This is a genomic window from Anaerolineae bacterium (genome assembly GCA_016931895.1).
GTDB lineage: Bacteria > Chloroflexota > Anaerolineae > 4572-78 > J111 > JAFGNV01.
In genome coordinates, this window is the sequence record JAFGDY010000240.1 from 25295 (window position 1) to 49010 (window position 23716).

Here is a 23716-nt window from a genome sequence, read left to right on the forward strand (position 1 = left end):
CTTCAGTTAGAAATTAACAGTCAGGAGATGCGTAAACAAAAGCTGAAATGGGATAGGATGAGGCAACACCTTGCTGACTGCTATAGGGTCTGTCGTCATGAAGATCGCTGACCAACAGCCTGGCTTTAATCTGGCTGGCATAATCTTTTAGATTAGCGGCGCGAATACCTGTCAAGATTGCGGCATCCTCTGGCGGTATATCCAACTCTGCCAAAACCTCCTCCTCGCCGGATAACAACTTGGTACGGAATACAATGTTGGCATTGGCTTTAATTAATATATCTGAGATGGCTGGACGATAGGGTATTTTGGCCATTGTTATGCTTTCCTCGCGAGCTGTTGAGATTTGTCTCATCCCCCATATTCATGGGGCGCACCACCTGCTAAAACAGCCAGTACTACAGTAACCAGAATGAACGCCACCTGCACCTTTGGATTGTTAGCCAACTGACTCACCGCAAGTTTAAATTTTGGTAACACTGGAATCCTCCTCTTCCAAATATCATTGATCTTTTATTTTTCAGCCGGTGAAATGCTCTCGCTGAGAGTAAACCACCCGACCATATCACCAGTGTACCAAATAGGCTCTGATGGTTTTCGGAGGAATATTATGTAAAATTTATTTTTGCAGTTAACAGTTGTTTGTACAGTTGTTGGGTTTCTGGCGCAGGCGGTTCCCCCAGTTCCTCTTTAAAAAATTTGTTTATCTCGCGATAATAGTCTTTTAAATCATCATACAAGCCCAACTGAGCGTAGGCCCTCAAGGCGTTACAGTGTAAATCTTCCCGAAAATTATCCCGGGCCAGACCTTTATTAATCACGGTCAGAGCATGTCTGGGATCACGAGCTTCGAGTAATTGCTCGCTGGTAAGGTTGATCATTTGCAAAAACTGAATTTCATACTTTGTACGGTACGTTGCGCCCCACTCTTCCAGCTCAAAGCTGGCCAGGAACTCACCTCGATACAGATCTATTAATTCCAACTGTAAGGCTAATTTCTCTTTAGGCGGGGCAATACTCGCTTCTTGAAAAAGGGACTCAAAGGCCAGAGCGTCACACCATTCCAGATAATCGCTATTTATCCGGTAAATATCGTTTTGGACGGTGATGTAATCTGACCTTCCAAAAATACTACTTCTCAAACGCTTCAGGACGTGGTGAAAACTATCCGAAGCTTTCTCCGGTTCTATATCCGGCCAGAGCGCCACGCTAATGTCATTCCAGCGACAACCTTCTCCCCGGCCTTCCAAAATCAAATAGAGCAAAAATTCGGGCATTTTGTGAACACTGCCGCGCATACTGAGAAAGTGCTTATATTCACCAGCCACAATTAACGAAGCCGGGCCAAAAGCAAATACTTGCAGGCTTGGCCGTGAGGTTTGCAGGGTTGATTGCTTTTCTTCCAGCAAGGCTCTAATACTGTCGCGCACTCCGGGCGAGGTATCAGCGTGGTGCCGGAAATGCAATAATAACTGTTGAGTTTCCCCTACCGTCGGCCCCAACCCCACCCGCAATTGATCCATGGTCAGCGCCAGGCCAATGGCTTTTTGCAACTGCTCAAAAGCGGCTTTAGCCTTACAATCGAGTAACAGGCTATAACCCCACCAAAGCCTGACCCTGGCTTGTTCCAGGATGTCACTTTGGGCAAAAGAAGTCAGGGCTTCTGCAAATAAACTATAACTATCTCGATATCTGGCCCGACGAACGTAGATTTTGGCCTGAAGCGTACAGGCCAATCCTTTTTCAAAATTTAAACCGTTTTCCGCAGCGTGATGTTGCGCACTAATAGAGAGGGACAGGGCTTGATCAAGCTGCTGTTGTTGAAAAAGACATTCGCCTTGTTTGACTACATTATAAATCTCAAGTGATTTCGCCCCTACTTGCCGGGCCAGTTCAGTTGATTTGGTGAAAGCCTCATCCGATAGTTCATATTTCTGACAGGCCAGATAAACATCGCCGATACTGGCCTGGGCATACGCCGCCCGGCTTATGGCCCCAATCCGCAAGGCAATCTCTATACTTTCATTAAATCGCTCAAGCGCCTCATCATAATGGCCAAGCATTTGTAGAGACACACCCAAACTATTTAAAGAGCGAGCCAGATCATTGCCGTTTCCTAAAGTTTCCCAAATCTGAATAGCCTGCCTGAAGTGGTTAATGGCACCATCTACATGTCCCTGCCGTTCTAAAGAAATGCCTATGTCATGATGACATATCCCAATGTTATAGGTATCGCCAATACGCTCAAACAAGGCTAACGCCTGGTACAAGTCTGATATCGACTCCGGGACCTTGCCCGAAACCCCATAGGCAATGCCTCGATATCTGGTAGCCCAGGCAATTACCCGTTTTTCCGCATCCAGCGCGTCCAATTGCGCTAACCCTTTGGAAACTAAAGCCAAACTTTCTTCAGCTTGGCCCATCATCCTCAAACTTACCGACTGCCACACTTCTGCCTCCGCGGCGCCAATCAAATCATCTTGCCGAGAAAATTGTTGAGCCGCTTGCTTAAAAAGCGTTTGCGCCGCTTCTGGCTTACTCAAATCATTGGCCAGTACCCGGCCTTGCAGCAACAGCAGCCGGGGACGCTGGTTTAGCTCCTGTTTGGGAATCTGGGCCAGCCAGTTGTGCAGAGTCAAAGCTCGACCCGTATCGTAAAAGAATCCCCCTCGATTTTCTAGCAGGGTTACAGTTTCATCCCAAGCTTGCACCGACAGGTAGAGAGCTGCCGCCTCTTCAAAACGAGAACGGGCGGTTAAAAGGTGGCCCGCTTTTACCGAAATCTGACCATAAAGTTGTTCATCCTCGGCCAACTTGGTTTGCAGGAATTCGGCAAAAAGATCGTGATACCGAAACCCCACGCCTACCTGGGTAATAAATAAGTCTCTGCGAATAAGCTGCTCCAGGTAAGTATGAGCGTCGGTTATTTCTAATAATTCATTGCATAACTCCGCAGTCATCTCAGGTAAAATAGCCGTACGCAACATAAAACGTTGCAGTTCTGGCGGCTGTTTGTCAAAAACTTCTGTGGCCAGGTAATCGTAAATCACTTCCCGGTCATCGCCCAAACGCTGCCCTAACCGACCAAGTAACTCATCGGCATGCATGAGATGGCCGGTCAGCAAAATTTGAGCAATGTTTCCATCGGTGGCCTGGGCAATTTCCGCGGCTGTGGCCAAATCAATTTGACGGCCAAATCGTTTGCGCATCACCCGCTGTAATTCTGCCGGGGTAAAGCGCAACTCTTCTTCAGAAAGGCCGGTGGCCTGTTCTGCTATGAGCAGATCAATGATCTGGCCTGTTTCCAGGGCCATATCCCCCCGGGCGGCCACGATCATGGTGCTGGTGGAGGGCAACTGCTCCAAGAGTCTATTAAGGGCCAGGGTCATCCCGGCGCTCACGGCTTTGTGATAATCGTCAATAATGATCAGGTGCGGGCCAACGTTGGCCAACAGGTCGGCCAGATGGCGAATGCTAACCTGGGTGTCACCCTGTTGCACTACCTTGAGCAATCTGTCCGGTTCAATTTCGTGGAAACGATCGGTGATGCTATAAGCGAGGAGTGTTAAAAAAGAGGTGGGGTCACGATCCGCCGGCTCCAGCGAGCACCAGCACACCGGCAGGTCCGTGGTTTGGGCAAAATCTGCCAGCAGAATAGATTTGCCGTAACCGCCGGGCGCGTAAACCGTGATCAGGCGATAGTGCGCCTCGATAAATCCGGCCAACGTATCTAACAGGCGCGCCCGGCGATGAATTAAATTAAGGGCGGGGAGGCGAATTCGATCTTCTAAGGCCATTACTCATCATTTCAAACTTCTACACATTACTCAAAAATCAGTCTACCACAACCTTGCCAGGAATCATAGAAAGCGGCGATAACAAATTTCATACCCTCTACTCATTTGGCCACGTTTCTATCTTGGCCGCCACATGAATTTGGGCAATACGCCTGGCATCCGGGCGTTGGGCGATACGGATGGTTATGAAATTGCTCTTCAACCGGCAAAAGATTTGCGGATGAGCCAGTGATTAAAGGTGGTTTCCGGAATTTTTTGGACGATTCGAACCAGGAGAAAAATAACCAGAAGGGAGAATAAAACCCGCCCCCATAGAACACCCGATAGATGCCCGCCAACGACCATCATCAGCAAGGTATCTTCAATGACACTATGACAGATGCTCAATAACGCCAGGGCAAAAAAAACGTCGTGGTTGGATAACTTCCCGGAACGGGCCTCTTGAATAATAAGGCCGCCCCCATAACTCAAACCCAGCGTCATCCCGATGATGGTAGTGGGGACCACGGCCTGGCTCATGCCCAAAACCGAGAGAACCGGCTTTAATACTTTGCCCAACACTGCTGTGACCCCCAGCCATTCTAACCATCTGATGATGAACAGCAGCACCACAATAATCAGAAATATGGTTAATAAACTTTTCACTTCGGCCTGCGCCCAACCCAACCAGGAAGAGCTGCGGGGAGACGGATTCCAGAGGGCATAATTGGGCGTTTGCAAAAAATCACCAACAAGATAAACCCGGTTCAACAGCCAGCCCAATGTCAGGGCACAGGTAATGCGCAAACAGGCCATTGACCACAATCGGAGCCCGGCCACCTGTGTAATCCGCACCTCCACAGGCAAACCGTGCGCAATCAGCATCATTGTGGTTAGCACCGTAACTTGAGCCGCCGTCAAATTCTCGGTAGGGGCGAGCGAGGCAAAAACGACCAAGGCCCCATAAATGTTCGTCACCATGGCTGTGGCCCAAACCAACCCCATTGAGCCGGGCAGCCCCACCCAGGCCATAACCGGGCTGAGGGCCATGCCCAGGTAGGCAGTAATGCCTCTATCGGTGAGCAGTTTGGTGAGAATACTCAGCGGAATGATGATTTTGAAAAGATCGTAACTGGTCTTGAGCGCGTCACAAAGTAATTGGCGGCTGCCGGCGGCGAGCGATTTCATGAATTTGTTTTAGTGACATATTTGGCCATCAATTTTGGCATCAGCTAAGTTGACCTCGCCTCCGAGTAGGGATGCTTTGCCAGATTTGCCACGGTTTTGACTTTTTTCATAATGTTCCCTGGATTATATGTAATTTTGCAAATATTCCGCCACTCCATCCAAAAGCATTTGCACGGCAATGAGGATGAGCAGCATGCCCATTAAACGTTCTAAGGCTCTCACCCCCCTGCGTCCCAAAAATTTGAGAATAACCGGCGAAGCAACCAGGATGATGGTGGATATACTCCAGGCCAATAAAAGGGCTAACCCCCACTCAAAAATACGTTCCGGCGCCGAAGTGGCTTGCAACATTAAAATGGTGATGGTGGACGGCCCGGCCACCAGGGGGATGGCCAACGGCACAATAAAGGGATCGCTATGGTCCTGGCCAACGCCCAAGGCCTTCATGGCAAAAACCATTCTAATGGCGATGAGAAACAGCAGAATTCCCCCGGCAATATTAAGCGTGGGCTGCGTTAAACCCAGGAAATTTAAAATTTTGGTGCCGGTGAATAAAAAGATGAGTAAGATAATTAGAGAAATCAGCAACTCGCGGATGATAATTTTCATGCGGGTTTTGGCGGGAAACTCTTTTAAGATGGAATGAAATACCGGGATATTGCCAATAGGGTCCATAACAAAAAACAGAGTCACAGCGGCGGCAAAAATGTCTATCCAGATTATTTGCTGAAACATACTGGGCATTGCGCCAATTTCTCCGGGGTGATCACGTTAAAGGCAGAGGGCAACTTATCCAAATTTTATTTTAATCCCCGCCAACCGGCATGTCAAAAGAAAAAGCCCGCCAGAATTACCCTAGCGAGCTGAATTTTTAATAATGAAGCCAAAACCCTAATGAAGATTAAATAATTATGTCGGTAATCTTAGGGACAGCGCCTTGTGCCTGTCCTCCGGGGCGACCACAAGGGTACGCCCCTACATTACCGGGTTAATTTCTAAAAATTCATAAGGGTTTTGAATTCTTTAGGGTTTATTTATTACCCTTGCACCATCTTCTTCACTTCTTCAACAACTTCGGGGTTGGCCAGGGTGGTGATGTCGCCTACATCGGCCCGGTTGGTGATGGCGGCCAGCACGCGGCGCATAATTTTACCGGAACGGGTTTTGGGCATATCGTGCACAATGTATACTGCCGCCGGCCGGGCGATTTTGCCGATGGTGTCGTCCACCGATAGTACCACCTTTTTCTGAATTTCTTCGCTGGGCGAAAAGCCGGGCTTGAGCGACACGAAGATCACCGGCACCTTGCCCCGGATTTCATCGGCCATCGGCACTACCGAAGCCTCAGCCACCTCTTGCACCAGCAGGCAGGCTGATTCGATCTCTTTGGTGCCCAGGCGGTGCCCGGCCACATTGATCACGTCGTCAATGCGGCCCAGAATGCGGTAGTAGCCATCGGGGGCTTGCATAGCGGCGTCGCCGGTGAGGTACGGCCAGTCTTGCCAATCTTTGCTATTGGGATCCTTGCAGTAGCGCTCGTAATACTGCCGAACATAGCGATCGCGGTCGCCCCAGATGGTTTGGAAGGCGCCAGGCCAGGGGTTCTGGATGCAGATGTTGCCGGCCTTGTTGGAACCGGCGGGCACCTCGTTGCCGTCTTCATCGTAAATAATGGGATGGATGCCGGGTACAGCCGGTCCGGCGCTGCCGGGTTTCATGCCATGTAGGGCCGGGATGGTGCTGCACAGGAAGCCGCCGGTTTCGGTTTGCCACCAGGTATCTACAATGGCGGCCTCGCCCTTGCCCACCACCTCGTAATACCAACGCCACACGGCCGGCTCAATCGGCTCGCCGACGGTGGTCATGTGCTTAAAGTGGTAATCATACTTTTGTGGCTCGTCGGGACCGGCCTTGCGCAGCATGCGCACGGTGGTGGGCGCGGTGTGGAAGATGTTGACGTCCAATTGCTGGGCAATGCGCCAGGCCCGGCCGGCGTCGGGGTAGGTAGGTACGCCTTCAAATATAACGCTGGTGGCAGCCAGGGCCAGGGGACCGTAAACAATGTAGGAGTGGCCCGTAATCCAGCCGATGTCGGCCATGCACCAGTACACGTCTTCGGGGTGAATATCTTGGACGTATTTTGAGGTGCCGGCCACATAGGCCAGATAGCCGCCGGTGCTGTGCTGGCAGCCCTTGGGCCGGCCGGTGGTGCCGCTGGTATACATCAAAAAGAGCGGAGCTTCGGCGGGCACTTGCACCGGCTCAACCCGCTGGCCCCAATACTGCTTGAGCACGTCGTTAACAAAGAAGTCTCGGCCTTCTTGCATGGGCGTTTTGGTTGACGACTTACCGGGATAGCGTTGCCACACCAACACCTTTTCCACGGTAACGCCTTCGTCGTCGGCCACTTTTACCGCCTCGTCGGCCTTTTCTTTGTGCTCTAACAACTTGCCGCTGCGGTAATAGGCGTCCATTGTCACCAATACTTTGCTGCCGGAGTCGCTAATGCGCTCGCCGCAGGCCCGGCCGCTGAAGCCGCCAAATACCACGGAATGAATAGCCCCCAACCGGGCACAGGCCAGCATGGTAATGGGCAATTCGGGCACCATGGGCATGTGGATGGTCACGCGGTCGCCGGTTTTAACTCCGGCAAAATCGCGCAGCAAGGCGGCCATCTCGTTAACGCGCACGTATAGCTCTTGATACGTGATAGCTTGATGGGCTTCTTCTTCCGGTTCCGGCACATAAATAAAAGCGGCCTTATTTTTGTATTGGTCCAGATGCCGGTCAATACAGTTATAAGAAACGTTGATTTTGCCGCCCACAAACCATTTCCAGCAAGGCGCATCGCTGGTATCAAGAGTTTTTTCCCAATACTTGTACCAGGTCAACAGGTCGGCATATTCTTTAAAACAATCGGGGAAGTTGTCCAGGCTAAAGCGGTCAAAAATGCCCTTATCGGTCATATTGGCCTGGGCAATGAATTCGGTTGAGGGGAAGAAATACTCCTCTTCTTGCCAGTGTACGGCAATCTGCGCTTCGGTAACTTCTAAAGTTTCATTGTTACTCATAATACACCTTTCTTTGTTAGATGGATTCTTTGATGATATTTTATTAAACTTCTACCAGCCAAGCTGACAGATTTGTTGGCTTCGGTTTGACTTTCCCTCTAACGCGGTGTTTTTCCCAACCACGTTGATTGGGTAAGTAGAAATAAAAATTTACTTTTTAGGATTAATTGGTTAAACTGGAGATATATTTTTCTAGTTACTACTCAACCCCATGCCAATTCGAGGCCGGAGGCCGAGGAATCTCCTTCTTAGGGGTACGGCTTTAAGGAGATTTCTCCTGTAAGCGTAGCGGCGTCGAAATGACATGCTTGAGCAGTTACATTTTTTAGAAAAAGAATTTATGTCTCTCATTGAATGGAGAGAGAGTATTACCCTCTTTCCATCCCAAAACATTATTTGAATATGTAAAGAGGGGAATTTTACACCCGCTACAATTAGGCGGATAATAATATACAACCCTTTATTTGTCAACCGCTTCTATTTTCCGCCTACAGCCAAGGCTTATTGTAAAACGATTGTCTGCATTGGGTAAGTGACATTTGTCCTTGTTGCCGCTGACAAATGTCACCAATCATTTTTCTTCCAACGTCAAGGTGTCAATTTTTCAAGTATGGACGGTATTGGAGGGCGCGTCCAGAATTTTTGGAAAGCACAGAGGGGAATTGGGGGGACGTCCCCCACACCCCCTGGTCCTCCTAAAGTGCCGGACAGACCCGTATTGGACGGTTAAAAACTTAAGGCTTATAATAAGTGTCATCTGTCCATCTTTTTTGTGACATTTATCACTAAAAATATTTCTGGCTATGGAGTATAGTTTTGTATTGGGCAACTGGAGTGTTGCCAGAAATCGGTTGGTGAACCATGAACAGAAAGTTTTTAGACGAGTTAAAACAAACCTACCCGGATAAATTTGCCCCGGAAAATAGAATATTCAAAAACATCCGCCGGGGCGATAGAATTTTTATCAGCACCGCCTGCGGGGAGCCGCAATACTTGGTGCAGGCCCTCATCAACTACGTAGAATCCCATCCTTCCGCCTTTTTTGACACCGAAGTTTTCCACGTGTGGAGCCTGGGGCTGGCCCCCTACGCCGACGTTAAATTTAAGGACCACTTCCGGTATAACTCCTTTTTTGTGGGCGATAGCACCCGGTCAGCCGTTAATGAGGGTTTGGCGGATTATTCGCCCATATTTTTATCCCAAATTCCCAACCTGTTTTATCGCCGGCTGGTGCCCATTGACGTGGCCCTTATCCAAACCTCTCTGCCCGACGCGCATGGTTATTTGAGCTTGGGCATCAGCGTAGATATTACCAAAGCCGCCGTGGAATGTGCTAACAGGGTTATTATCCAGATCAATGCCAATATGCCTCGCACCCATGGCGATAGTTACATTCACATCAAAGATGTGGATTTTGCCATTGCCCACGACGAACCCATCCTGGAATTCAAGGCTAAAGCAGAAAGTGATGAGGTGGCTCAAGAAATTGGCAGATATGTCGCCCGCCTGATTCAAGATGGAGATACTATTCAGGTTGGCTACGGCAGCATTCCCAATGCCATTATGGACAATCTTTACGATAAAAAACACCTGGGGGTGCACACCGAACTGCTCTCCAATGGGCTGGTAAAGTTAATCAAGGCCGGTGTTGTGGATAACTCTCGTAAAACGGTCAACCGCGGCCAGACCATTGCCACCTTCTGCATGGGTTCCAGAGAAACGTATGAATTTTTACACGACAACCCCGCCGTAAAATTCAGGCGGGTAGATTACACCAACGATCCCCTCCTGATTGCCCAGCAATACAATATGACCGCCATCAACAGCGGGTTAGAAGTTGATCTGACCGGCCAGGCCTCGGCTGAATCTATTGGGTCAGTATTCTACAGCGGCATTGGCGGACAGGCCGATTTTATGCGCGGCGCGATTTTGGCCCCTGGCGGCAAAACTATTCTCACCTTGCCCTCTACCGCCGATAACGGCAATGTTTCCAGAATATCGCCTTTTCTCAAAGAAGGGGCCGGCGTCACCCTCAACCGGGGTGATATTCATTATATAGTCACAGAGTATGGCATTGCCTATCTGCATGGCAAAAATATCAGGGAACGGGCCATGGAGTTGATTGCCATTGCCCATCCCAAATTCAGGCCCAAATTAATTCAAGAAGCCAAACAGTTGAACCTGATCTATCAAGATCAAGCCTTCATTCCCGGCAAACGAGGAAAATATCCCGAAGAGTTGGAAACTTATCGCACCACCAAAGGCGGGGTTGAAGTTTTCATGCGCCCGGTAAAAATTAGCGATGAGCCTCGTTTGAAAGAGTTTTTCTATGCTCTCTCGGACAAAAGTTTGTACCGCCGCTTTATGTCGGTTTTCAAAAGCATGCCCCACGAACGCCTGCAAGAATTTGTAGTGATAGATTACACCACCGATATGGTTATTCTGGGCATCATGCAGGAAGATGAAAAAGAAACTATTGTGGGGGTGGGCCAATACGGCATTCACGAACAATCCCATACCGCCGAAGCAGCCTTTGCGGTACGAGACGATTATCAAGGCCTGGGTATTGGCCGCGAGCTTGTTTCTTATCTTACGTACCTGGCCCAGCGGCAAGGTTTGCTTGGCTTTACCGCCGAAGTATTGCAAGAAAACAGGCACATGCTTTATCTCTTTGAAAGCGCGGGGTTTGACCTGGAAAAGAGAACAGAAGAAGGTGTATATCACCTGAAGATGGCTTTCAGAGGAACGTAAAAAGATGAGTTTTAACAACCACCTCCCTATCAAACATCTCTTCGAACCACGAGGGGTGGCCGTTATTGGCGCCTCCGCTCAAGAAAACAAAATAGGTTATACCATTGTTAAAAATATTGTAGAAGGCGGGTACACGGGGAAGGTGTATCCCATCAACCCCAAGGGCGGGGAAGTGTTGGGCTTGCCCATGTACAAAAACCTGGAAGAAGTTGACGGCGAAGTAGACGTAGCCTGCATCGCCATTCCGGCCCCCTATGTTTTTGACGTGCTCAAGGATTGCGCGGCCAAAGGCGTTAAATATTTGCCCATCATCACCTCCGGCTTTTCCGAAGTGGGCAATACCAAAGGCGAAAAACAAATTGTAGCCTACGCCCGCAAGCACAATATGGGCGTGTTAGGGCCAAACATTTTTGGCATCTATTCCGCCGCAGTGTCGTTAGACGCCACCTTTGGCCCCGGCAATATTATGGCCGGCAACGTGGCCATTATCACCCAAAGCGGCGCCCTGGGCATTGCCATGATTGGCAAAACCGCCACCGAAAGGATTGGCCTGTCGGCCATTGTGTCGGTGGGCAACAAGGCCGATGTGGATGAGGCCGACTTGCTGGCCTATTTGACCCAACACGAGGGCACTGAAGTTATCTTGATCTACATTGAAGGCATCAAAGAGGGCCAAAGATTTATTGAGGCGCTTAAACTGGCTACGCAAAAAAAGCCGGTGGTGGTGATCAAATCGGGCCGGTCAAAAAGAGGAGCGGTGGCGGCGGCCTCGCACACCGGCTCGCTGGCCGGGGCGGACGAAATTTTTGACGACGTAATGCGGCAGTGTGGCGTGCTCCGGGCCGAAAATTTGCAAGAAGCCTTTAGTTGGTGCAAATTTCTGGCCGATGCGCCTATCCCCCGCGGCGAAAACACCGTTATTGTTACCAATGGCGGCGGCATTGGGGTGATGGCTACCGACGCCTGCGAAAAATATGAGGTCAAACTTTATGACGACCAGCCCACGCTCAAAGAAATTTTCTCGCTGGTAACACCCAGCTTTGGTTCCACCAAAAACCCGGTAGACATCACTGGCCAGGCTGCGCCGCAAGATTATCACGACGCCCTGGGCGCCGCCCTGCAAAACAAAGAGATCAACTCGGTGATTGCGCTATATTGCCAAACCGCTGTTTTTGACGCCGATAGTCTTTCTAATATGATTAAAACCAATTATACTAACTACCAGGTCGGTCAAAAACCCATTATCTTTTCTATTTTGGGCGGCGAGGTAATTGAAGACAGCATTATTTCGCTCAGAAAAAAACAGGTGCCCGTATTTTCCGATGTCTACGAGGCCGTTTCATGCCTGGGCGTCACTTACAAATACCGTCGTTATCTGCGGGATTATTCCAACGAGGTTGACACGGTAGACCTGAACATCCAAACCATCGAACAAATTGCCCAAAACGCCCTGGCCGAAGGCCGTTCTTTTTTGCTGGCCCACGAAGGCCAACAGGTCATGAAAGTGGCCGGTTTGCCGGTGCCCCAAACGCGCGTGGCGCGCAGCCTGGATGAAGCGGTCCGGTATGCCGAAGAAATTGGCTACCCGGTAGTGATGAAGGTGGTTTCCAGAGACATTCTGCACAAAAGTGATGCCGGCGGCGTGGCCCTGGACCTGGACGACAAGGCCGAAGTTATTGACGCCTACCAGGCCATTATCCAAAATTGTCGCGCCTATAATCCCCAGGCCATTATCCAGGGCGTTGAGGTGGCGGAAATGGTCAAACCCGGCACTGAAGTTATCATTGGGGCCAGAAGAGATAACGCCTTTGGCCCGGTAGTGATGTTTGGCCTGGGCGGCATCTACGTGGAAGTGATGAAAGACGTTTCTTTCAGGGCCACTCCCCTGAACCGCCAGGAAGTGATGCGCATGATCAAAGAAATCCGCTCCTATCCGCTGCTGTTGGGCGTGCGTGGCGAAGGGGCCAAGGATATTGAAGGCATTGTGGATACCATCATCAAACTGGGCGCAGTGATCCAACAATGCCCCAGTATCACCGATATAGAAATCAACCCCTTGATGGTATACGAGCAAGGTCGCGGAACCAAAGCCGTAGATGTTCGCATTCTAGTTTCAAATGCTGAGAAAGGTGACACATAATGGATAAGCTAATTATTGCCTCAACAAGTCAAAATGCCGGAAAAACCAGCCTGATTGTGGGCCTGGCTAAAGCATTGCGCAAAAAATTTGGTTACATGAAACCCCTGGGCGATAGGTTGCTCTATCGTAAAAAACAACTCTGGGATTACGACTCGGCCCTGGTTACGAATATCTTTGGCTTAACCGATGACCCCATACACATGAGCCTGGGCTTTGATCACTCCAAACTAAGATACATGTATGACGAGGCGGCCACCAAAGAAAAGCTGCTTGAAGCCGTGGAGAGTATTGGCCAGGACAAAGAACTACTTTTTATTGAAGACAGCAAAGATATTGCCTACGGCATCTCCGTTTATCTTGACGCCATCTCTCTGGCCGAGTATACCGGCGCTAAACTTATTGTTGTGGTCAGCGGTGATGAAGCGGCCATTTTTGACGACATCACGTTCATCACCAAACACATAGACATCAGCCGGGTTAATTTTGGCGGGGTTATTGTTAACAAACTGCACGACCTGGAAAACTTTGAAGAAACATACCTGCTTGATATTGAAGAGATGGGCATCAAGGTAGTGGGCATGGTGCCCTATGAGGCCAGGCTAACCTATTTTGCCATTGACTACCTGGCCGAGTATCTGTTTGCCAAAGTGGTTGCCGGCGAGGGCGGAGTGACCAACGTGGTTCAGAACGTTTTTGTGGGAGCGGCTTCGGTTAACGCCGCCCTGAGAAGCCCGGTGCTCAAAAAAGAAAAAAGCCTGGCCATCACCAGCGGCGACAGAACCGATATGATTCTGGCCGCTTTAGAAAGCGATGTGGTGGGTATGATTTTAACCAACAACATCCTGCCGCCGCCCAACATCATCGCCAAAGCCTCCGCCCGCAACGTGCCTTTGTTGCTGGTTTCCGCCGACACGTACGAAATAGCCCGCAAAATGGATAATCTGCAACCGCTCCTGACCAAAGATGATGCCGTAAAGATTGAGCTGCTGGAGCAGTTGGTTAAAGAACACGTGAATTTGGCCGAAATAACGGGCTAAATATTGAACACCTGCCCAACACAAGGCCCGACAAATCGTCGGGCCTTGTGTTTTTTTGTCTTTGTGTAGGATTGAACACCTGACAGGTTTTTGAAACCTGTCAGGTGTGGCCCCCTCGCAGCGACAGCTCGCTCCAAAATCCGAACACGCCCGCTCCACGCTTGATTGTAGATTTTGCTTATGTTATAATCCTTAATTGACTTGGACGAGGAGTAAACTTAATGCACGTATTACACGCCCATTGGCATTTTCCCACCGCCCCCACCGAAAGCGGGGGGATGCTTTTTTGGGCGGAAACCTCTGAAACTGAATTAATTCCCAAAAAAGGCAAAAGAAGCAAAGCCGCCCGGCCCCATCCCTTTTGCGCCGATCCCGAAATCACCACCCGCCTGCTGCATACTTTTAAGTTGGCAGCAGATGTGAGCCAGATCAATTGGGTCAATCTTCTGCTGCCCACCCGCAAAGCCAATCCCCTGCCTTCGCCCCAATTGGCGCACAATTGGGATCTTGACAACGACATTTTGCCCACCTTAACCGCATGGACCGTCGCCGGGGCCTGGCTGTCGCCGGTTGATGCATTCCGATTGCTCACCGGCCTGCCCGCGCCGCAAGATTTGCCGCCGGCCCTGGCCCTGGGTAGCGAATTACGTTACTGGCAAACGGCGGCCAACCTGGTGCTGGAAACCCTGGCCCAGCAAAAATTTTTGCCCGTGCTGGCCCAACCCGACCCCGCCCGCCTCGCCTATGACGCCCGCTGGCTGCCCGTGCTGGATGGTCCCCAGGATGGGCCACGGCTGGCCCGTTTATTGGAAGCTATGCCGCCACTCTGCCGGGCCGAAGCGGAAACGTCCGAAACTGCGCCCTCTCCCCGCGCCGTTCTGGAGACCTTTCTTAACACCACCACCGATGCCCTGGCCCGCCGCTGGGGAGGCGCTTCGCCGGCCGTCTTGCCATACCGGGAGGACGAAGCGGCTTATAGCTGGTTGAACGCCCTGTTCACGGCCGACCCGCGTTTGAGCGGCTCGGCGGCCCAACTCAAACGCCTGCGCCAAAGCCATCAACTCTGGCTGCGCAACCTGCACGTAGCGGGCGACAAAACCTTCCGGGTGGCGTTTCGGCTGGAAGCGCCCGCGCAGCAAAGCCGGGAAGCCGCCCGCAAAAACTGGCAGCTCCATTACCTGCTCCAGGCCCGCGACGACCCCAGCCTGCTGGTCCCGGCCCCCCAGGTGTGGCAAACCAGGGGCAGCGTGCTCAAGGCCCTCAATCGCCGTTTTGAGCAGCCGCAGGAAAAACTGCTGGCCGGGCTGGGCCACGCCGCGCGCTTGTTTGAGCCGCTGCGGGCCGGGCTGAAAACGGCCAAACCCGTGGCCCTGTCTATGTCTGGCCAGGAAGCGTTTGACTTTTTGCGCGAAAGCGCGCCCCTGCTGGAAGCCAGCGGTTTTGGCGTGCTGGTGCCGCCCTGGTGGAACAAGCCGGGCACGCGCCTGGGCGTCCGCCTTAAAATGGCCTCGCCCAAAGGTCCTCCCGCCGACGCCGTTCCCAAGAGCAAAATGACGTTTGACAATCTTATCCGCTACCAATGGGAATTATCCATTGGCAATACCACCCTCACCCGCGAAGAGTTTGACGCGCTGGTGGCGCTCAAATCGCCGCTGGTGCAAATTCGCGGCCAGTGGGTGCAGCTAGACCCGGAACAAATTGAAGCGGCCATCCAATTTTGGAAAAAGCAGAACCTTGAGGCGGAAGTCAATATGCAAGACGCCCTGCGCATGGGCCTGGGCGCCACCGACGCCATCAACGGTCTGCCGGTAGAGGGGGTTGAATTTGAGGGCTGGCTCAAAGAGTGGATGGAGCGTTTCACTGGCCAGGAAAAACTGGCCGAACTGCCGCAACCCCAGGGCCTACAGGGCCAACTGCGCCCCTATCAGCGTTACGGCTATTCCTGGCTTGATTTTCTGCGGCGCTGGGGCATGGGGGCCTGCCTGGCCGACGATATGGGTTTAGGCAAAACCATTCAAACCATTGCCGTGCTGCTGCGGGAAAAAGAAACGGTTGGCTCACTGCCCGGGCCGGCGCTGCTGGTCTGCCCCACCTCGGTGGTGGCTAACTGGGAACGGGAAGTGCATCGTTTTGCCCCGGCCCTGACCACGCTGGTTCACCAGGGCGGCGACCGGCTGCGCGACGCCGCCTTTGTTGAGCAGGCCAATGCCACCGATATGGTGCTGACCAGTTACGCCATTGCCCGCCGCGATGCCGAGACCATGCAAAAGGTCAACTGGTTTGGCGTGGTCTTGGATGAAGCCCAAAACATCAAAAACCCCGAGGCCAAACAAACCCGCGCCATTCGCCAACTGCCGGGCCAATTCCGCATGGCCCTGACCGGCACGCCGGTGGAAAACCGGCTGTCGGAGTTATGGTCTATTATGCATTTTCTCAACCCTGGCTATCTTGGCTCGCGGCAGCACTTTAGGCAAAATTTTAGCCTGCCCATTGAGCGTTACGGCGATGAAGACGCGGCCCAACGCCTGCGCCACATGGTTTCGCCCTTTATCATGCGCCGGGTTAAAACCGATCCCACCGTTATCCAAGATTTGCCCGACAAGCAGGAAATGAAGGTGTATTGCAACTTGAGCGAGGAGCAGGCCACGCTTTACGAGTCCGTGGTGCAGCAATCTATGCAGGAAGTGGCGGAGGCCGACGGCATCCAGCGCAAAGGGTTGGTTTTGAGCATGCTGATGCAGCTTAAACAAATCTGCAACCACCCGGCCCAATATTTGCACCAGGTGGGCGAGGGCGCGTTATTAGATGTGACCAAAGAAACGGACCGCAGCGGCAAACTGGCCCGCCTGGCCGAGATGTTGGAAGAGGCCGTTTCGGTGGGGGATCGGGTGTTGATCTTTAGCCAATTTTCCGAAATGGGCCAGTTCCTCAAACAACATCTACAGGAACGCTTGGGCGTGTCCACCCTATTTTTGCATGGCGGTGTGCCGGCCCCTAAACGGGCGGCCATGGTCGGCCGGTTCCAGGAAGACCCGCACGGCCCGCCCATTTTTATTTTATCGCTAAAAGCCGGCGGCACCGGCCTGAACCTGACCCGGGCCAACCACGTGTTCCATTTTGACCGCTGGTGGAATCCGGCCGTGGAAGACCAGGCCACCGACCGGGCCTTTCGCATTGGCCAGACGCGCAACGTGCAGGTGCATAAATTCATCTGCGCGGGCACCATGGAAGAGATGATTGACAACATGATTGAAAGCAAAAAAGCCCTGGCCCAAAGCATTGTGGGTGGTGGCGAAAATTGGCTCACCGAGTTGTCTACCACGGAACTGCGCGATCTGGTGACGCTGCGGCGAGGATAAATTGACCGCCGACCGCCAAGGCCGATACTTCAGCGGCCGTTTGGAAGGAAGTGTTCAATGAGTCGTTATTACAATTATTACAGTTATTTCAAACCCAGCCAGCCCATCGAAACCGACCAGGGCATCAAGGCCCGCAGCAAACGGGGCGATTTTGCCAAAAATTGGTGGGCCAACCGCTGGATCAAGTCGCTGGAAAAATTGGTGGATGCCGGGCGGCTGCGCCGGGGGCGCACTTACGCCCGCAAAGGCCAGGTGCTTTCTATAGAAGAAAGCAAAAGCGGCATCGAGGCCAAAGTGCAGGGGTCGCGCAAAAGGCCCTATAAAGTGACCATCAACATTGACCACCTGACCGATAGGCAGTGGGAACAGGTTATTGACGCGCTGGCCGAGCAGGCCATTTTTACGGCCCAACTGCTGGCCGGGGAGATGCCAGACGAAGTTGAACAGGCTTTTCGGGCGGCCAGGGTAAGCCTGTTCCCTGAAACCGAAGTGGAGTTGATGACCAACTGTAGTTGCCCGGATTGGGCCAACCCTTGCAAACACGTGGCCGCAGTGCATTATATTTTGGGCGAGCAGTTTGATGAAGACCCTTTTTTGCTCTTCCGGCTGCGGGGCCGCACCCAGGAGCAAATTCTGGCCGCGCTGCGGGCGCATCGCGCCGAAACGCTTGGCCCGGAAGATGAGCCGGAGGAAATGGCCGAAGTGACCGTTCCGCTGAATGAAACCGTTGAAAATTTCTGGGACATAGGCCAGCCCTGGCCCCATTTTAAAACCACCATCAAACCGCCGGTGGCTGAATTTCCCATCCTCAAACGTTTGGGGCAGCCCAACTTTTTAGACGAAGACTTGCTCAAAATCCTCGGCCCCGCTTACCGGGCAATTACCCAGGCGGCGATGAAGGCTGCTTTTGGTGAACAGGTCCCAAATATTGATAGGGAAGACTAAAAGGCCCACAACCTTTAGAGGTGGGGTTTTTGCAAGATGGAGCTTTCAGAAATACTCTATAGTTACACCAATGACCACTTGCAGCGATTGGCCGGTTTGTGCAATTGCCGGGGCCATACCCGCAAAGACGATCTGGTGCGGTGCATTCATCGCGCGGTAATGGTTCCGGAATTGTTGCGGCAGTTGTGGCAGCAAATGGACGATCTCTCCAAAAAGGCCATCGCCGCCGCTTATCACAACGACGGCGAGTTCAACCAGCGAGCCTTTGTGGCCCAATATGGCTCGCTGCCGGAACGCCCCCAAAGCGGCTGGGGCTGGCGCTCAAACCCCATCCTGCTGGACCTGTTCCTGCACAACGGACACTTGCCTTCAGACCTCGTACCCCTGCTGGCAAATTTGGTGCCACCCCCCGATAAATTCCAACTCACGGGCGTGTCCGAAACACCCACCACCCTGGCCGAAGAGGGGTATTCGCTTGACCTGATGTGTACCGAAACCGAACAGGCCGGGCTGCACGACCTGCTGGCCTACCTCCGGCTGGCCGACCAAGGCCAGCTAAAAATTGGCGGCAGTTCCGGCCGGGCCACCAAAGGCAGTATCCAAAAAATCATGGCCGGCTTATTGGCCGGCGATTTCTGGCCGCCGCCTGCTGATTTTCGGGCCGATCAAACCATTCGCCCTTTTGGCCTTGATGTTTTTGCTCAAGGGGCCGGCCTGGTGGCCAAAGCGCGGGGCCGCAACCAACTGCAATTGACCGCCCCTGGACGCGAGTTTTACCAAACCCAAAACCCTGCCTTATTGCTGGAAGCTTTTGAAACGTGGGTAGCGGATGGCTCTTTTGATGAATTGAGCCGCATTTCGGCCCTGAAAGGGCAGCGGTCGCGCCGCACCCGTTTGACCCCGCCATCTGTTCGCCGCGAAGCCGTAATTGAGGCGCTTTCCTGGTGCCCGGTAGGCGTGTGGATTGACCTCCAGGATTTTTACCGGGCGCTCAAAATATGGCACTTTGATTTTGAGGTGGAAACAACCCAAACCAGCAACCTGTACGTGGGACACCCCGAATACGGCATGCTCTACGGCAACGACTATTGGCTGATCGTTAAGGGTTTGTACGTGAATGTGGTGTTATGGGAGTATTTAGGCTCAATGGGGGCGCTTGATTTACTCTTTACCGATCCCGCAGATGCTAATCCGAAATTTGAGCATTTTTACGCAGATGAGGCTTTGAGTTTGTACGACGGCCTCAGATATTTTCGCATCAACAACCTGGGCGCGTATTTGCTTGGCCAGGCCGAGGCGTACACTCCCCAAAAACCGCCCCACGAGCCGCTGTTTGTGGTTTCAGCCGATTTACACATCACTCTGATTCAGGGCCACGACTTAACGCCAAATGAACAAAATATGCTGGCGCAGTTGGCTACGCCGGTGCAAAAACACCGCTGCCAACTCGATACCCGGCAATTGTTAAACGCCCTGGAAGAAGGCGCCGATTTTGATCGCCTGGCCGGCTTTTTACACCAACGCCACAACGGGCCTTTACCTCCTGCCGTCACTACCTGGCTAGAGCAAGTTCGGCAAAACAGCCAAGCCTTCCGCAAAGGCGAACCGGCCGTTTTTGTCAATGCCGACACCCCTGACCTGGTGGAGATGGTGCTGGCCGACCCGGTTTTGCAAAAATTTTGTTATGCCATGAACCAATCAACCCTTATCATTCCCGTCCGCCGCGAAAAAGCCTTCCGGGCCAGGTTGAAGGAGTTAGGATACATCCTCCAGCCATGATCATTCTTCCGGCAAGCGCATCCCCCCAAAATCCGCTCTTAACCACCAAACTGCACATTCCCCCTCCCCGTTGTAGCCAGGTTTTCCGCCCGCGGCTGACCGCCCGGCTAAATCAAGTTTGGGAGCACGCCCTTACCCTCATCCTGGCCCCGGCCGGTTTTGGCAAAACAACCCTATTGAGTGAATGGGTCCAGCCCCTGCTTCAAGAGCAAGAACCCCAACAAACAACCGCTCAAAAAAATGTTCCTCCCGCCAAAATCGCCTGGCTCTCCCTTGACGAGAACGACAACGACCCGGGCCACTTTTTGTTGTACCTCCTCGCCGCCTGGCAAACCATTCAACCCGGACTGGGTGAAACCGGCCTGGCCACGCGCCGGCCTCAAACCCCGCAATCAATCTCTAATCTCGCCTCTGGAAGCGCGGAGGATCATGAGGCATTTTTAACCGCGCTTATTAATGAAATCGCCGCTACAGGTTCAGGTCATAAATTCGCCCTGATTCTTGATGATTACCACCTGATCAACACCCCGGCCATTCACCACATTCTGGCCTGCCTGCTCAACTACCTGCCGCCGCAAATGCGCCTCATTATCGCCAGCCGCGCCGAACCGCCCTTACCCCTGGCCCGCCTGCGAGCGCGAAACCAACTGCTTGAGTTGCGAGCAAACGATCTGCGCTTTATGCCCGCCGAAGCTGCTACCTTTCTCAACGAGGTAATGGGCCTGGAGCTTTCAGCCGTAGATGTAGCGGCCCTGGAAACGCGCACCGAAGGCTGGATTGCCGGGCTGCAAATGGCCGCGCTTTCGATGCGGGATTGCCAGGATATCCCCGCCTTTATGGCCTCGTTCACCGGCAGCCAGCGTTATATTTGGGACTACCTGGCCGAGGAAATCTTGCAGCAACAGCCCCAACCCGTGCAAACCTTTTTACTGCAAACTTCCATTCTCAATGGTTTGACCGCCCCCCTGTGCGATGCTGTGCTGGATTCTCCTCGCCTGGCCGGGGAGAAATCCAGCCAACAGACCCTGGCCTATCTGGAAAAGGCTAATCTCTTCATTATGCCGCTTGACGACCACCGGCAGTGGTATCGCTACCACCATCTCTTGGCCGATTTTTTACGCGACTATCTCCAACGGCAGGTTGGCGCGCCGGGCGTAGCCGCCCTGCATCGCCGGGCCGCAGCATGGTACGAGCAAAACGGTCTGGCCGTTGAAGCCATGAGCCACGCCCTGGTGGCCGCCGACGTTGAGCGCGCGGTGCGGCTGGTGGAACAAAGCGGCGGGGCGCTGCTGCGACAAAGCGAGTTGGCCACGCTGTTCAAATGGCTAGAAGCGTTGCCCGCAGAGTTGGTCCGCGCCCGGCCCCGGCTGTCTCTCTTTCACGCCTGGGCCATGGTTTTTGCCGGACAATTGGCAGAGGTTGAAACCTGGCTGCAAAACAACCAACTTGCCCCAATTGCGGATGAAGGTGAAATCCCCGGCGAGTTGACCGCCATTCAGGCCAGTGTGGCCTTCTTTCGGCGGAACATTCCCCAGGCCATAGAATTATATCGCCTGGCGTTGGCCCGGTTGCCAGAGGAAAACCTGTTTTTGCGGGGAGCGGTCGCCTTGAGTTTAGCCACGGCCTGCAACCTGCACGGCGACATTGCCGGGGCTAAATGGGCCTTTGCTCAGGCCAGCGCCATCAGCCAGGCCAATCACAATCTCCCTGTTGCGTTGATCGCTATCGGGAATTTGGCCCAGTTACACCTGGAACAAGGAGGCTTGCGCCGCGCGGCTGAACTCTACCGGCAAGCGTTGGCTTTGGCGGCCCGGCATGTTGAACGAGGGGGACCGCTGCCGCCCCATACGGGCCGGGTGCACGTTGGGCTGGGGGAGGTATTGTATCAATGGAATGACCTGGATGCGGCCAGTGAGCACCTGCAAGAGGGTCTCCAGATGGGCCAGCAACACGGCGAGGCCATCACCCTGATGAAGGGCTACCTGGCGCTGGCCTGCCTTCACCAGGCCCGATCCAACCCAACCGCTGCCTTTGAAGCAGTAGGCCAGGCCGAAGCGTTTGCCCAAAAACACCAGCTACCCAGTTGGCGCGTCCGGCTGAATGATTGCCGCGTGAGGCTGTGGTTGGCGCAAGGTGATATAGAGGCAGCCATTAATTGCTTAAAGCAAGAGCGCTCCGGCCCCAATGACGATAACGCCCGCGCCGACGACTCCGCCGGTTATCCCGACGAACTATCTCGGCTGGAACGCCTGACCCAGGCCCGGCTTCTGATTGCCCAAAATAAGCCGGATGAGGCCCTGGTTTTGTTGACTTCCCTGCATCAGGCTGCCGCAGCGTCGGAGCGTACCGGCTGGGTTCTGGAAATTTCGACTCTCCAGGCTTTGGCCTATCAGGCTTCCGGCGACACGCCCGGCGCCGTAACTACCCTGGCCGAAGCCCTGGCCCTGGCCGAACCGGAGGGCTACATTCGCCTTTTTGTTGACGAGGGAGGCCCGCTGGCAGACTTGTTACCACAGGTCACAGCCCCCAAGGTAGCCGCGGGTTATGCCAAAAAGTTATTGACCGGTTTGCAAAGGGTAAATCTGGTAGAGTCGCTCAGCGACCGCGAGCTTGAAATTCTGCGTCTCATTGCCACTGGCTTGTCTAACCAACAAATTGCGGCCGAACTGGTGCTGACGGTGGGCACGGTAAAGTGGCACCTAAGTAATATCTACGGCAAACTGGGCGTCAACCGCCGCACCCAGGCCGTGGCCCGGGCCAGAGAAATGCAACTGTTATAGCCTGACCATGGAGAATAATGATGACCCATCAAGAAGCGCAAGAGCTACTTAAAAAATTCATTCAGGCCAAAGATAAAGACGACCTGCAACAACTGATCAGCGTTAACGTGAGCCGTTGCGATAGCGTTTTTTTTGCCGAGTTGGCAGCCAGAGTGGAGCAATTCCGGGCCAAAGGCGATGAAAGCAGCGCCGTCAAACTCAAAGAGTTGGGCGATTTTATGGCCCGGCTGCGATTTATGATTTAGACACAAAGTACTCTGGCACTCTGTTTTAAAGTTTGATAAACTGAAAGCAGCTTAATTTGTGCCATCATTTGATGGCAATCTGTACTTTAAAAAACTGTTTGCGTGTTTTGATGATGGCCGGATGAAAATGTTAACGCCCTTTATATTGTGTTTTGCTTCTCTCCGCAGAACAGGGGGCGTTTTTTATTTTCATCGGGAAAATATCGGCTTGACAAACTAGAACATTTGTACTAATATCTCGATTTGGAGAAAAAATGGAGAAGAAAACTACTCTACAGTTTGAATACCCAAAAACAACCGACGGGCCAAAAGATTGCCAGGTTATTTTGCAGCCCATTGCTATGACCATTCCCAATAGTCACGGGGTTTATTGTCCCTGTCAATTATGGCCCCAAAAGGAAATGAGTTGCGAGGAGTTTCTGAGACGATACGCTGATTATCCCCGGAAAATTCGGGTTTGTCTTGATAAGATTTGTTCCGCAAAAGATTTGCTTCAAAAATCAGAGTTCGTGACGGCTTATGGCTTTGGCTGGGATTGTTGGTATATTATTACGAAAAATAGGGGATGGTTCATCTCTTACGAATAGTTAAGTTGACACTTTTCAAATAGGCGAAAATCTATATGAGTGTTAATCCAAGAAAATA

The 23716-nt window shown here is 52.5% G+C and carries 13 protein-coding genes; 8 read left to right on the forward strand and 5 right to left on the reverse strand.

All coding sequences use genetic code 11. The features are described from left to right. Nucleotides 1-13: 13 nt before the first annotated feature. The 5 genes from JW953_18390 to acs all read right to left on the reverse strand — a co-directional run bounded on the left by JW953_18390 (nt 14) and on the right by acs (nt 8035). Complete coding sequence (locus JW953_18390) at nt 14-316, reverse strand: hypothetical protein (GenBank protein ID MBN1994675.1); 303 nt, start codon at nt 314-316, stop codon at nt 14-16. Between the two features lie 292 nt (nt 317-608). Beyond that, on the reverse strand, nt 609-3797 hold the full coding sequence (locus tag JW953_18395) for a tetratricopeptide repeat protein (protein ID MBN1994676.1): 3189 nt from the start codon (nt 3795-3797) through the stop codon (nt 609-611). 198 nt (nt 3798-3995) lie between these two features. Next, complete coding sequence (locus JW953_18400; protein ID MBN1994677.1) at nt 3996-4964, reverse strand: hypothetical protein; 969 nt, start codon at nt 4962-4964, stop codon at nt 3996-3998. A 123-nt stretch (nt 4965-5087) separates the two neighbouring features. Then, a complete protein-coding gene (locus JW953_18405; protein ID MBN1994678.1) occupies nt 5088-5699 on the reverse strand; it encodes an NAAT family transporter in 612 nt (203 codons plus the stop codon). A gap of 302 nt (nt 5700-6001) precedes the next feature. Further along, nucleotides 6002-8035, reverse strand: coding sequence for an acetate--CoA ligase (gene acs / locus JW953_18410; protein MBN1994679.1), 2034 nt, complete (start codon nt 8033-8035; stop codon nt 6002-6004). 861 nt (nt 8036-8896) lie between these two features. Here acs and JW953_18415 point away from each other — a divergent pair. The 8 genes from JW953_18415 (at nt 8897) to JW953_18450 (ending at nt 23071) form a co-directional block, all read left to right on the forward strand. Beyond that, a complete protein-coding gene (locus tag JW953_18415) occupies nt 8897-10786 on the forward strand; it encodes a GNAT family N-acetyltransferase (protein ID MBN1994680.1) in 1890 nt (629 codons plus the stop codon). A gap of 4 nt (nt 10787-10790) precedes the next feature. After that, nucleotides 10791-12926, forward strand: a complete 2136-nt coding sequence (locus JW953_18420; GenBank protein MBN1994681.1) for an acetate--CoA ligase family protein — start codon at nt 10791-10793, stop codon at nt 12924-12926. Beyond that, nucleotides 12926-13963, forward strand: a complete 1038-nt coding sequence (locus JW953_18425; GenBank protein MBN1994682.1) for a phosphotransacetylase family protein — start codon at nt 12926-12928, stop codon at nt 13961-13963. The genes JW953_18420 and JW953_18425 overlap by 1 nt, the downstream gene beginning before the upstream one ends. A 632-nt stretch (nt 13964-14595) precedes the next feature. Further along, nucleotides 14596-17322 carry a DEAD/DEAH box helicase gene (locus tag JW953_18430; GenBank protein MBN1994683.1) on the forward strand — a complete coding sequence of 909 codons (2727 nt, stop codon included), beginning with the start codon at nt 14596-14598 and terminating at the stop codon, nt 17320-17322. Between the two features lie 57 nt (nt 17323-17379). Next, nucleotides 17380-18267: an SWIM zinc finger family protein gene (locus JW953_18435; GenBank protein ID MBN1994684.1), complete on the forward strand. Its 888-nt coding sequence runs from the start codon at nt 17380-17382 to the stop codon at nt 18265-18267. Nucleotides 18268-18303: 36 nt separating this feature from the next. Beyond that, on the forward strand, nt 18304-20046 hold the full coding sequence (locus tag JW953_18440; protein MBN1994685.1) for a helicase-associated domain-containing protein: 1743 nt from the start codon (nt 18304-18306) through the stop codon (nt 20044-20046). Then, on the forward strand, nt 20043-22826 hold the full coding sequence (locus JW953_18445) for a tetratricopeptide repeat protein (protein ID MBN1994686.1): 2784 nt from the start codon (nt 20043-20045) through the stop codon (nt 22824-22826). The genes JW953_18440 and JW953_18445 overlap by 4 nt, the downstream gene beginning before the upstream one ends. A gap of 17 nt (nt 22827-22843) precedes the next feature. Beyond that, nucleotides 22844-23071 (forward strand): hypothetical protein, encoded by a 228-nt coding sequence (locus JW953_18450; protein MBN1994687.1) that lies wholly within the window; start codon nt 22844-22846, stop codon nt 23069-23071. Nucleotides 23072-23716 lie beyond the last annotated feature (645 nt).

Coding starts and splice junctions, on each gene's coding strand:
- JW953_18415 (MBN1994680.1), top strand. CDS start 8,897: ATGAACAGAAAGTTTTTAGACGAGTTAAAACAAACCTACCCGGATAAA.
- JW953_18445 (MBN1994686.1), top strand. CDS start 20,043: ATGATCATTCTTCCGGCAAGCGCATCCCCCCAAAATCCGCTCTTAACC.
- JW953_18440 (MBN1994685.1), top strand. CDS start 18,304: ATGGAGCTTTCAGAAATACTCTATAGTTACACCAATGACCACTTGCAG.
- JW953_18420 (MBN1994681.1), top strand. CDS start 10,791: ATGAGTTTTAACAACCACCTCCCTATCAAACATCTCTTCGAACCACGA.
- JW953_18435 (MBN1994684.1), top strand. CDS start 17,380: ATGAGTCGTTATTACAATTATTACAGTTATTTCAAACCCAGCCAGCCC.
- JW953_18395 (MBN1994676.1), bottom strand. CDS start 3,797: ATGGCCTTAGAAGATCGAATTCGCCTCCCCGCCCTTAATTTAATTCAT.
- JW953_18405 (MBN1994678.1), bottom strand. CDS start 5,699: ATGTTTCAGCAAATAATCTGGATAGACATTTTTGCCGCCGCTGTGACT.
- acs (MBN1994679.1), bottom strand. CDS start 8,035: ATGAGTAACAATGAAACTTTAGAAGTTACCGAAGCGCAGATTGCCGTA.
- JW953_18425 (MBN1994682.1), top strand. CDS start 12,926: ATGGATAAGCTAATTATTGCCTCAACAAGTCAAAATGCCGGAAAAACC.
- JW953_18400 (MBN1994677.1), bottom strand. CDS start 4,964: ATGAAATCGCTCGCCGCCGGCAGCCGCCAATTACTTTGTGACGCGCTC.
- JW953_18390 (MBN1994675.1), bottom strand. CDS start 316: ATGGCCAAAATACCCTATCGTCCAGCCATCTCAGATATATTAATTAAA.
- JW953_18450 (MBN1994687.1), top strand. CDS start 22,844: ATGATGACCCATCAAGAAGCGCAAGAGCTACTTAAAAAATTCATTCAG.